Annotated in this window: 8 protein-coding genes; 4 read left to right on the forward strand and 4 right to left on the reverse strand. The window is 62.1% G+C overall.

Going from position 1 to position 11,385, the window contains the following annotated elements:
• Positions 1-5: 5 nt before the first annotated feature.
• The gene (locus QNJ86_RS08300; RefSeq protein WP_283832142.1) at positions 6-1,247 is read left to right on the forward strand and encodes a DUF3533 domain-containing protein; all 1,242 of its coding nucleotides are present in this window, start codon (positions 6-8) and stop codon (positions 1,245-1,247) included.
• A 60-nt stretch (positions 1,248-1,307) separates the two neighbouring features.
• On the opposite strand, the gene QNJ86_RS08305 is transcribed toward QNJ86_RS08300, so the two are convergent.
• Entirely contained in the window at positions 1,308-1,667 is a 360-nt protein-coding gene (locus tag QNJ86_RS08305) for a 3-hydroxyisobutyrate dehydrogenase (RefSeq protein ID WP_283832143.1), read from the reverse strand.
• Between the two features lie 159 nt (positions 1,668-1,826).
• Between QNJ86_RS08305 and QNJ86_RS08310 the strand changes: the two genes are divergently transcribed.
• Complete coding sequence (locus tag QNJ86_RS08310) at positions 1,827-2,729, forward strand: Fic family protein (RefSeq protein WP_283832144.1); 903 nt, start codon at positions 1,827-1,829, stop codon at positions 2,727-2,729.
• 552 nt (positions 2,730-3,281) lie between these two features.
• Here QNJ86_RS08310 and QNJ86_RS08315 read toward each other — a convergent pair.
• The 3 genes from QNJ86_RS08315 to QNJ86_RS08325 form a co-directional block, all read right to left on the reverse strand.
• On the reverse strand, positions 3,282-3,881 hold the full coding sequence (locus QNJ86_RS08315) for a DNA-3-methyladenine glycosylase I (protein WP_283832145.1): 600 nt from the start codon (positions 3,879-3,881) through the stop codon (positions 3,282-3,284).
• Between the two features lie 59 nt (positions 3,882-3,940).
• Positions 3,941-5,896, reverse strand: a complete 1,956-nt coding sequence (locus tag QNJ86_RS08320) for a fructose-1,6-bisphosphatase (protein ID WP_283832146.1) — start codon at positions 5,894-5,896, stop codon at positions 3,941-3,943.
• Between the two features lie 189 nt (positions 5,897-6,085).
• Positions 6,086-6,427: an arsenate reductase family protein gene (locus QNJ86_RS08325; protein ID WP_283832147.1), complete on the reverse strand. Its 342-nt coding sequence runs from the start codon at positions 6,425-6,427 to the stop codon at positions 6,086-6,088.
• 79 nt (positions 6,428-6,506) lie between these two features.
• Between QNJ86_RS08325 and QNJ86_RS08330 the strand changes: the two genes are divergently transcribed.
• Together QNJ86_RS08330 and QNJ86_RS08335 are read left to right on the forward strand one after the other, a co-directional pair.
• Positions 6,507-8,669, forward strand: a complete 2,163-nt coding sequence (locus QNJ86_RS08330) for a Tex family protein (protein WP_283832148.1) — start codon at positions 6,507-6,509, stop codon at positions 8,667-8,669.
• 170 nt (positions 8,670-8,839) lie between these two features.
• Positions 8,840-11,371, forward strand: coding sequence for an excinuclease ABC subunit UvrA (locus tag QNJ86_RS08335; RefSeq protein ID WP_283832149.1), 2,532 nt, complete (start codon positions 8,840-8,842; stop codon positions 11,369-11,371).
• The last annotated feature ends 14 nt before the right edge of the window (positions 11,372-11,385 follow it).

Genomic DNA, 11,385 nt, shown 5'->3' on the forward strand with positions numbered 1-11,385 from the left:
ACAACATGTTGGAGCATCTGGGAAAGAAGCGGTATGCGCTGCCGTTCGTTGTGTTCTTGGTGGTTGCATGTGTCATGTCGATGGTGGTGTATCCCATGGTGGCGGCCGAGCCGATGAACTTGCCGCTTGGCATTCTCTCGCTCGATGCGGGAGCCGAAACCCCTCAAGGCCACCTAAATGCAGGCGAAGCCATCGTGGCGCAGGTCACGGAAGCGGAAGCTGACGATGAATCCGGAACGCAAGCCGTTGCATGGACTGCCTACGATTCACAGGAAGCCCTCGACGAAGCCATTGCGAACGAGGAATTGTACGCGGCCGTCGTCATCCCCGCCGACTTCTCCGCATCGAACGTTCAGGCGAAGGCGGCCGAAGCGCAAGCATTAGCAGAGCAAGCGGCCCAAATCGCAGCAGCTCAAGCTGCGGTAGCAAACACGGCGAACCCCTCGAACCCGCAAGAAGCCCCGTCGACACTTCCGCAGATCGAGCAAACAGCAACCGACACTCCCCCAATTGCCCCCCTCTCCGTGATTGTTGACGAGGGCAAACACCCGATGGCCGCCTCCACCGTAGAGACGATGCTCACCACCATGCTCGCCCAACAAGGCCTTCCCTACACCGTCGAGCGTGCCCGCGAGGCAAGCATTGGCGGCGGCACGCTCAACATGGCCCTGCAGTTCACCGTTATTCCCACTTTCATCATGACCATGATCTGTTCGGTAGCACTCTATGCGCTCACGCGCGCGCCCAAAACCGCTTCACGTAGCGAACGCTGGAAAACCGTCGGCATCCAGTTCGTGCTTGCGGTGTGTCTATCATGGCTGGTCGGGTTTGGCACCACGGCCATTCTTGAGACGAGCGGCCTTTCCATCCCGAGCTTGGATACCGGCTTGTTCTTGTGGCTTGCGAGTTTCTGCCTCATGCTGTTGTTCGTCGGCTGCTTTGATGTTGCAGTACCGCTTGGCGCAGTGGTCATCCTCATTTGTTTCGCGGGCGGTATGGCGTGCGGCAACCTGCCCTACGAGCTTTTGCCAACGTTCTATCAGGACTGGCTCTATCCTTGGGTTCCGCAGCATTTCATAAGCGACGGTATCCGCCAAATCTTCTACACCGGTGCCACCGCCGCGAACTCCGCTGCGGCAACGCTTGTGTGGTTTGGCATTGTTGGGGCTGCAACTCTGGGCGCTTCCCTGTTTATTCCACGCAGCGGAAATAAAAACGGGCCAGAACTCAGGCCCGTAAACGAATAGTTGTCTCATCGGCGCGGCGAGGTCGAAGTCCCGCGCCGCGCCGATGCACACAAAGAAAGGCTAGATGCGCTCAAACTTCGTGAGCAGCTCCACTGCGGCGGTGCAAGCGTCGCAGTCGCAGTATTTCTCGCCTTGCTCCTTGCGCGCCGTCTGCGTGGCAAGAATCTGATCAGCGGTTTCTTTGCCAAACAACTCAACGGCAGGGCCCTGTGCAAAGGCGATAACACCGTCAACGGTGTTCGGCCTTCCTTCAAGGAAGTCGATGAACTTCGTCGTGGCAGCTTCAATAGCTTCGTCATCTGCGCCTTCGACCGCGCTCTTCCACGCAAGCGCAGCGTCTTTCGTCTCCTGCTTGCTGGCCTCCGAAGCAGCAAGGACATCAGCGCGCTCAGCAACGAAATCGAACAATTCCTTCTCCATAGCGCCTCCTTTGCGATAGATTTCCAACAAACACATACTATCACCAACCACCCCCAACAGGCACCACCCCGCAAGCAACGCGCGGCAGGCCCGGTGGAGCGACGTGGTAGAATCATCTCGTCGCGGATGCGCGCACAACAGGACAGCGGAAGGCGCGGTATGGCGGAACAGGACATGAGCGGTCTGGAATACGCAACCGGTTACGAAAAAATGTACGGCGTAACCGACGAGCGCTATGCGTACCTGCTTCGTTTGCAGCAGCAACTCCGCCGATTCGCCACGCCGCCCGCAGCGCCCACGTGCGACCGCGAGCTTTTGCATCGCCTCGCTGATCAACAGGCCATTCTCGAACGTCACGGCTTTGACCCTACCAAGGAAGATCATATTTTCGAAGCCGTCAAAGTTGATTTTGTGCACACCACGGCACGCATCGAGGGCAACACGCTGTCGCTGAAAGAGACGGGGTTGGTGCTTGAAGAAAACGCCACCATTCCCGGCAAGCCTTTGAGCGAGCACTTGGAAATAGTTGATATCGCGGCGGCGTTTAACCAGATGACGGCTTTCGTGCGCGAAGGACGGGGTCTTTCCAGCGAGGTGGTTCTTACGCTGCACCGCACGGCGTCGGCACATCTTGACGATTGCGACGCTGGCGAATATCGCTGGGACCAGCGCTATATCACGTCGTCGTCCATCCTGCCGCCGCCTCCCGCACGCGTGCCGCAGCTTATGAATGAGCTTTTGACCTGGGCTGAAGGTGCGGACGGCTCGCCCATAGAAACCGCCGCCCTCTTTCATCTGGTGTTCGAGGACATTCACCCCTTCCAAGACGGCAACGGCCGCACCGGACGCGTGCTGCTGAACTTCATGTTGATGCGCGCCGGATACCCACCCATCAGCCTCAAAGCCGACGAGTCGGGCATCGCTGCGTACTACCACGCCATCGACACCTTCGCCCGCGACACCGAGGGGCGCGACGGCTCAACAATGGTCAACCTCGTAGCCCACCGCCTAGAAGATTCCCTCGCCCAACGTATGCTGCAACTGGAACAATCGAGCAAATAGGGCATGTCTATCCTGAGTAGGAGGCCGAATGTGCTCGTGATGACGGACATGCCACCGTCCTTTAAAGTGTGACGCGCTATCGCGCTGGCTATTACGCCATGAGTTTTCTCTTGTCCCTTACCTTATGGCGCGGGCGAATGGGTGGTAGGCGTTGACTTACGATTGGCACAACCCCCGTAGCGGCGTACTCCAGTGCGCCGTTCGCGCGAAGCGCGAAAACGCAGGTCAAGGTTGCGTTCTCCGCCTGCGGCGGAGCGGGGCTGTAACAAAAGTTCCCTTTGTAAGTTTTTTCGTAGGGCAAGGGCTCTGCCCTTGCCGATGGGCAGGAATAAACCCGCAGGTCAAACGAAGTTGACGGCAAGGGCAGAGCCCTTGCCCTACGGCTAACCTGGCAGGTTAGAGGCTTTTGTTACATCCCCCTACGAGGGTTGCCGAACAAGTACGTTAACCAAAGGAGAACATGCCCCCGTCATAATGATAGAAGCGCGCATTACCTTATGGCGTAATCAGTAGCGCATAAGCGCGTCGCACTTTTTCGCGAAGCGGAGCGCTTTAGGATGATGACAAAGGGGAGCGCCCCTCTTCAGCCAGTTCCCGGTATACGAAGCAATCGACTACGTGGTCGTTTACCATGCCTATGGATTGCATGTAGGCGTACATGATGGTGGAGCCGACGAATTTGAAGCCGCGCTTTTTGAGGTCTTTGCTAATTTTGTCCGAAAGGGGCGTGGTTGCCGGGATGTCTTCTTGGGTGCGCCACTCGTTCACGATGGGAGTGCCATTTACGTATCCCCAGATGAACGCATCGAAGCTTCCGTACTCTTCGACCACCTCCAAAAACAGCTTCGCGTTGGTAATGGCAGCGTCAATCTTGCGTCGGTTGCGCACGATGGCCGCATTCGCCATGAGTTCTTCGATCTTCGCCTCATCGTAGCGCGCCACCGTAGCGGGGTCGAAGTTGTCGAATGCAGCGCGATACGCCTCGCGCTTCTTGAGGATAGTCAGCCACGAAAGGCCTGCTTGCGCGCCCTCCAGCACCAGTAACTCAAACAACTCGCGGTCGTCGTGGGTGGGCCTTCCCCACTCATTGTCGTGGTAGTCCACGTATATCGGAATGTCGCCCGGCCACGAGCACCTGCACTTCTCCCCCATTGCGCCTCCTCCTGAAACGTCGCCCTGTATGTCAGCTTCCTGCATGACCACCCTCAGCCCTACTTCTCCCGTTCGGCAATTTCGCCACGACGATAGGCGGCCAGCAGGTGCTCCAGATCGGCAATCTGCTGCTTGAGCACCGCCCCCGTGTCGGTGTCGGCCACCAGGGTGCGCCCGTCAACGCGCTCCACCACGCTGCGCGACGAATGGATGTCCAACTCGTTTTCCACCGCCGCCTGCGCGGACTCCAGAGGCTCATGTGCGGCCAGAACAAAACCGTACGAGTTCGAGATGAGCGTGTAGCCCGCAATGCCGGTGGTGGGCTGGTAGGCTTTCGAGAAGCCGCCGTCGATGGTGAGCACCTTGCCGCCGCACTTCACCGGGTCCTCGCCGTCCTTCACCTTCACGGGAATGTGGCCGCACACGATGCGCGACGTCTCGGGATCCATGCCGAAGTCCTCAAACACGCCGGCCATGACGCGCTCGTCGTCCAAATAGGTGTAGAACGGGTTCTTGACCTCCTTGCGCGCCTCCTTCTCGGCGATGAGGTACAGCTCGAACGTGGCCATCTTGCTCTTGGCGAACAGCGGCGAGCCCTCACCGAGCCACAGGTACCACAAGAGGTCGCGGCCGCGTTTGCGCATGTCGGGGTCGGGGTCGTAGAACGCCGCGCGCACGTAGCGCTCCATGACGTCATACAGCGCGCGGCCCTTGTACTTCTGGCCGAACACGTCCGTTTCCCTAAGCGAGCCGTCGGCGTTCAGCGGCACGCAGGCGTGGAACAGCAGGTTGCCGTTGTGTATTTTGTACAGGCTGCCCGCTTCCAGGAAGAAGTGCATGTGGCGCTGCAGCTTCTCGCAGCCGGTGAACGCCTGCTCAAGGCGCTGCATGACTTCTTCCTCTTCGGGTGTGAGACGGTAGGGGTCGGCCGGGTCTACCGTGGGGAACACGGTGTCGGTGAGCGCGTATTCCGTGCCGTCCAGCATGACGGTGCCACGCTCGAAGTCAATCTTGTCGAGCAGCTTGCGATCCTGCAAGCCGAAACCGGGGTTCTCGTCAATAAGCTGCGCTTCCACCTTGAACTGGATGATGGCCATGGCCTTCTGTATCTTGACGTTCATTTCCAGTTCCTGCGGCGGCAAATCCGGGTTGCCTTTGAGGCCGAACGCCACGCACGGGTCGCCCTCGTACGCGTCCATCGCGAACGACGCGAGCGGCAGAATGTTGATGCCGTAGGCGTCTTCCAGGATGGACAGGTTGCCGTAGCGCGCGCAGTTGCGTACCACGTGCGCGATGCAGCCGCGCTGGCCGAGCGCCGCGCCCATCCACACGATGTCGTGGTTGCCCCACTGGATGTCGAGCGAGTGGTAGTCCATGAGCGTTTCCATGATGACATCGGGGTACGGCCCGCGGTCGTAGATGTCGCCGATAATGTGCAGGTGGTCGATGGCCAGGCGCTGTATGAGCAGGCACAACGCCTCAATGAGCGCGCCCACGCGGTCGGTGCGGATGACGGCGTCAATGATGGCGGCGTAGTAGGCTTGTTTGTCGGCGCCCTGGCTATTCTCGGTCATCAGCTCCTCAATGATGTACGCGAAGTCGCGTGGCAGCGCCTTGCGCACACGGGAGCGCGTGTACTTCTGCGCGGCGCGCTTGCACACGGCCACGAGGCGCGGCAGCATGGTTTCGTACCAGGCCTGCGCGTCGTCGGTCTGCGACAGCACGAGTTCCATTTTCTCGCGCGGGTAGTAGATGAGGGTAGCCAGCGAGCGCTTTTCTTCGGGGCTGAGGGAGTCGCCGAATACCTCGTCGATTTTCATGCGGATGGAGCCGGAGCCGTTGCGCAGGATGTGGGAGAACGCCTCGTATTCGCCGTGGATGTCCGAGGCGAAGAACTCGGTGCCCTTGGGCAGGTTCAGAATGGCGCTGAGGTTGATGATTTCTGCCGACGCCTTCGCGGCGGTGGGAAACGATCGGGAAAGAAGCTCCAGGTACCGCTTGTCCGTTGCATCCATGAGCGAGGCCTCCTTGGTTGGTTGGTCCGGCGCAGTTGCTTCCATGATACCCGCAGGCGACGCCCCTTGAACAACCTGAAACCAAGCGGCACGAATAATCGACAGAGAACGGGGGGGCCGCGGGCGAGTGTAGTACGCGGCTGTCCCAAAAGTGTGACGCGCGGCGCAAAACAAGCCAGCTCCCAGGCGCTATTCCCAACCCTTCCACACATCCGGGGCGTAACCTATGGTGGCTTGTTTGCCGTTGCGGACGACGGGCTCGGCCAATACTTGTTGGTTCTCTAGCAGCTTGTCGAACTTTTGGTCGGGCGAGAGGTACGCAAGCAGCGCAACGAGGTCCTGGTCCTTCGCCTTGGGGTCGATGAGCGCGTCAATGCCGCCCACCGCGCGGGCGACCGATTCCAGCTCGCCCTTGCTCATCCCCTTCTCTTTTAGGTCAATGAACTGGAACTTCACGCGCCGCTCCTTGAAATACCGCTGCGCCTTTTTCGTGTCGAAACTTTTCTTGGTGCCGAATACTTGAATGTTCACGGCCCTTCGCCCTCCTTGCCGCTCGTCTATAATGACTACGAACTTTACACCATTCACCACCGATTGCGAGAGAGCACCCATGCCCACCATTGAACATCTTATCGCCCAGGAACTGGGAATTTCGCCCGCGCAAGTGACCGCCGTGGTGGCGTTTATCGACGAGGGGAACACCATCCCCTTCATCGCGCGCTACCGCAAGGAGGCCACCGGCGGCCTCGACGACGTCACGCTGCGCGACCTCGACGAGCGGCTGGCATACCTGCGCGCGCTCGAAGCGCGCAAAGCCGAAGTGCTGAGCGCCATCGAAGAGCAGGGGAAACTTACCGCTGACCTGCGCGAAAAGATTGATGCCGCCACGGTCATGCAGCGCGTGGAAGACCTCTACAAGCCGTTCAAGAAGAAGCGCGCCACCCGCGCATCGAAGGCGCGCGAAGCCGGGCTTGAGCCGCTCGCGGTGCTCATGATGGGGCAAGCCACCACCCAGGGCGACCCGCTGGCCCTCGCCGCGCCCTACGTAAACGCCGCCGCGGGATACGACACCCCCGAGGCCGCCCTCCAAGGTGCCCAGGACATTGTGGCGGAAACCATCGCTGACGACGCGGAACACGTCGCAACGCTGCGCACACTCACGCGCCGCCAGGGAGCGCTGGCCGTCGAAGCGGCCGACGCGACCGAGAAAACCGTCTACGAGTCCTACTACGATTTCGCCGAGCCACTTTCCCGCATTCCCAACCACCGCATCCTCGCCATCAACCGCGGCGAGAAGGAGGGCAAGCTGAAGGTGCGCGTGCGCACCGACGCCGACGTGGCCGTGGCAACGCTCGAAAAACGCGTGGTCAGACGCGCGAACAGCGTGTTCACCAGCGCGCTGCGCAATGCCGTATCCGACGCCTACAAGCGCCTCGTCGCCCCCGCGCTTGAGCGCGAACTGCGCACCGAACTCACCGAGCGCGCGCAAACCGATGCCATCCGCGTGTTCGCCAAGAACACCGAAAGCCTCCTGTCGCAGCGCCCCGTGCGCGGCGCGCGCGTGATCGCGCTTGACCCCGGCTACCGCACCGGCTGTAAGGTGGCAGTGCTCGACGAGTACGGCAAGCTGCTCGACCACGGCACCGTCTTCCCCACCCCGCCGCGCCGCGAGATCGAGCAGACAAAACGCACGCTGGCCGACCTCGTGCGGCGCCACCAGACAAACGTCATCGTCATCGGCAACGGCACCGGCAGCCGCGAAACCGAGGAAGTGGTGGCCGACTTTATCGCCGAGACCGACGCGGGCGCGCACCTTCAGTACACCATTGTGAACGAGGCGGGCGCGTCAGTGTATTCCGCCTCGAAGCTGGCCAGCGAGGAATACCCCGACCTCGACGTCACCACGCGCGGCGCCATGAGCCTGGGCCGCCGCCTGCAAGACCCGCTGGCCGAGCTGGTGAAAATCCCGCCGCAGTCCATCGGCGTGGGTCAGTACCAACACGACCTCAACCAGGCCGCCCTCGGCCGCGCGCTCACCGGCGTGGTGGAAAACGTCGTAAACCGCGTGGGCGTGAACCTCAACACGGCCAGCCCCAGCCTACTTGCCTACGTGTCCGGCGTGAGCGCCGCCGTGGCGAAAAATATCGTGGCCTACCGGGAAGAACACGGCGCGTTCACCGACCGTCGCGAACTCAAGAAGGTGTCGAAGCTGGGCGCGAAGGCGTTCCAAAACTGCGCCGGCTTCCTGCGCATCGAAGGCGGCGCAAACCCACTCGACGCCACGAGCGTCCACCCCGAGAGCTATCCTGTTGCGCGCGAAGTGCTTAAGCGCGCTGGCGTGAAACCTGAGGCGCTCGCCCACGGCGGCATCCCCGACATCGCCCAGCGCGTGGGCGACCTCCCCGCGCTCGCACAAGAGCTGGGCGCGGGTCTGCCTACGCTGCGCGATATTGTTGCTGAACTGGAGAAACCCGGCCGCGACCCCCGCGACGACGCGCCGCCTGTGGTATTCAGCCGCAGCGTGCGTGACTTCGACGACCTCACCCCCGGCATGGAACTCACGGGTACTGTGCGCAACGTGGTGGACTTCGGCGCCTTCGTCGACATCGGCGTGAAGCAAGACGGCCTCGTCCACATCTCGAAACTGGCCGACCGCTTCGTCCGCCACCCCAGCGAAGTCGTCAGCGTCGGCGACACCGTCACCGTCTGGGTCACCAGCGTAGACAAAGATCGCGGCAAAATCTCCCTCACCATGGTAAAAGGCAAGGAGTAGCAGGCCGCAACCCGCACCCCTCGCTTTTTCGTTGCAAACGAATCTGCAACGAAAGCGTATTCGTTGCATAATCGTACAAGAACGCGCCACATCGCCACCCCCACCTTGTGATGCGATACGATACGGGGCGAGCAAAATGCACCCGTTCATACGTCGAAAGGAACGCATCAATGGCGGAGCCGGAACAGACCATCCAGCCGTGTGACCCCACTCCTGATCGCATACAGGTGCGGGGGGCTCGGGTGCATAATTTGAAGGATGTTGATGTGGACATTCCTCTTAACCGGTTGGTGGGTATTGCGGGGGTGTCGGGGTCAGGGAAGTCGTCGTTGGCGCTGGGGGTGCTCTACGCCGAAGGGTCGCGGCGCTACCTGGAGGCGCTGTCCACCTACACGCGGCGCCGCCTGTCGCAGGCGGGGCGCGCCGACGTGGACGAGGTGTTGCACGTGCCCGCCGCCTTAGCGCTGCACCAGCGGCCTGCCGCAGGCGGCGTGCGCAGCACGTTCGGCACGTCCACCGAGCTGCTGAACAGCCTGCGCCTGCTGTTCTCGCGCGTCGGCAGCCATGTGTGCCCGAATGGACACCGCGTGCCGCCCACGCTCAACGTGGCGGCGGAGCGGCCCATCACGTGTCCCACCTGCGGCGTGGAATTCTACGGCCCCGGCGCGGAGGAACTCGCTTTCAACAGCGACGGCGCGTGCCCCACCTGCGACGGCACCGGCGTGGTGCGCACCGTGAACGAAGCGGCGCTCGTGCCCGACGAAACGCTCACCATCGACGAGGGTGCAGTCGCGCCTTGGGGCACGCTCATGTGGGACCTCATGAAGCAGGTCGCCCGCGAGATGGGCGTGCGCACCGACGTGCCGTTCAACCAGCTCACGCCCAAGGAGCGCGACATCGTGTTTCACGGCCCCGCCGAGAAAAAGCACATCTTGTACAAGGCGAAGAAAACCGACACCTTCGCTGAGCTGGACTTTACGTATTACAATGCCATCCACACCGTAGAGAACGCGCTGTCAAAAGTGAAGGACGAGAAGGGGCTTAAGCGCGTGGCGCGGTTCCTGAAAGAGGGCCCCTGCCCCACGTGCCACGGCACGCGCCTGTCGGATGCAGCCCGTAAGCCTGAAGTGGCGAATATCAACCTGGCCTTAGCAACGGAGAAAACGCTGGGCGAGCTTGTGGAATGGGTGGCGGCCGTGTCGGACGGGCTCGCACCTGAGATGCGCCCCATGGCGGTAAGCATTTGCGAGTCGTTTCAGCACACGGCGCGGCGGCTGGTTGATCTGGGGCTTTCTTACCTTTCACTCGACCGCGCGAGCGCCACTTTATCCACCGGCGAGCGCCAGCGCGTGCAGTTGGCGCGGGCGGTGCGCAACCGTACCACCGGCGTGCTCTACGTGCTTGACGAGCCATCCATCGGCCTGCACCCCTCCAACATCGACGGCCTGCTGGAGGTCATGCGCGACCTCTTGGCTGACGGCAACTCGGTGGTCATGGTGGATCACGACACCCACATTCTCCGTCACGCTGACCACATCGTGGAGCTGGGCCCGGTCGCGGGCGCCGGCGGCGGGCACGTCATCGCAGAGGGAACGGTGGCGCAGGTGGAAGCCAACCCCGCCTCGCGCATCGGCGGCTTTCTTTCGGGGGCTGAACAGGTGCGCGTGCGCGAATCCATCGCACCTGATCACCTGTTTGACGAGGGCCGCATCCACCTGGAAACCGACGCGCTGCACACCGTAAAGCCGCTTTCCGTTGACGTGCCGCGCGGCCGCCTGACGGCCGTCACGGGCGTGTCCGGTTCGGGCAAAACCACGCTCGTGCTGGAAAGCCTCGTGCCCGCCCTGGCCGCGCAGGCCACCGGCGCGCCGCTCCCTGACCACGTGCGCCGCATTGACGCCGCTGGCATCGCACGCGCGAATCTCATCGACGCCTCGCCCATCGGTATCAACGTGCGCTCCACCGTGGCCACCTACTCGGGTGTCCACGACGAGCTGCGTCGCGCCTTCGCACGAACGGCCGACGCGAAGGTCGCAGGCCTTAAAGCGGGCGACTTCTCCTACAATACCGGCAAGCTGCGCTGCCCCGTGTGCGATGGCACGGGCTCCATCAGCCTTGACGTGCAGTTTTTGCCCGACGTGGACATCACGTGTCCGGCCTGCCACGGCTCGCGCTACGGCAACGAGGCCGAGCATATTCGCCGCCTCGACGCGCACGACGGCACCGCCAGCTACTCGCTTCCCGAACTCATGGCACAGAGCGTGGACGAAGCCCTCGCCCACACCGACGACCTCAAGAAGGTGCACGAACGCCTGCAAACGCTCCATGACCTGGGGCTGGGTTACCTCACACTCGGCGAAGCCACCCCGGCGCTCTCCGGCGGCGAGGCCCAACGCCTCAAGCTGGCCAGCGAGATGGGGCGCACGCAAGACGACGCAGTATTCGTCTTCGACGAACCCACCATCGGCCTGCATCCGCTTGATGTGCGCACGCTATTGGAAGTGTTCCAGCGCCTTGTCGCGCAGGGGGCTACCGTGGTGGTGATTGAGCACGACCTTGACGTCATCGCCAACGCCGACTACGTGATTGACCTCGGCCCCGGCGGTGGCGAAGCTGGCGGTCGCATCGTGGCCACCGGCACCCCCGAAGAGGTTGCCGTCAACCCCGCCAGCATCACCGGCCACTACCTTGAGAAGGACTGAAAGGGGGCGTCTTT

Source organism: Gordonibacter faecis, from assembly GCF_030077735.1.
Lineage (GTDB): Bacteria > Actinomycetota > Coriobacteriia > Coriobacteriales > Eggerthellaceae > Gordonibacter > Gordonibacter faecis.

Coding starts and splice junctions, on each gene's coding strand:
- QNJ86_RS08310 (WP_283832144.1), top strand. CDS start 1,827: ATGGCGGAACAGGACATGAGCGGTCTGGAATACGCAACCGGTTACGAA.
- QNJ86_RS08335 (WP_283832149.1), top strand. CDS start 8,840: ATGGCGGAGCCGGAACAGACCATCCAGCCGTGTGACCCCACTCCTGAT.
- QNJ86_RS08300 (WP_283832142.1), top strand. CDS start 6: ATGTTGGAGCATCTGGGAAAGAAGCGGTATGCGCTGCCGTTCGTTGTG.
- QNJ86_RS08320 (WP_283832146.1), bottom strand. CDS start 5,896: ATGGATGCAACGGACAAGCGGTACCTGGAGCTTCTTTCCCGATCGTTT.
- QNJ86_RS08330 (WP_283832148.1), top strand. CDS start 6,507: ATGCCCACCATTGAACATCTTATCGCCCAGGAACTGGGAATTTCGCCC.
- QNJ86_RS08305 (WP_283832143.1), bottom strand. CDS start 1,667: ATGGAGAAGGAATTGTTCGATTTCGTTGCTGAGCGCGCTGATGTCCTT.
- QNJ86_RS08315 (WP_283832145.1), bottom strand. CDS start 3,881: ATGGGGGAGAAGTGCAGGTGCTCGTGGCCGGGCGACATTCCGATATAC.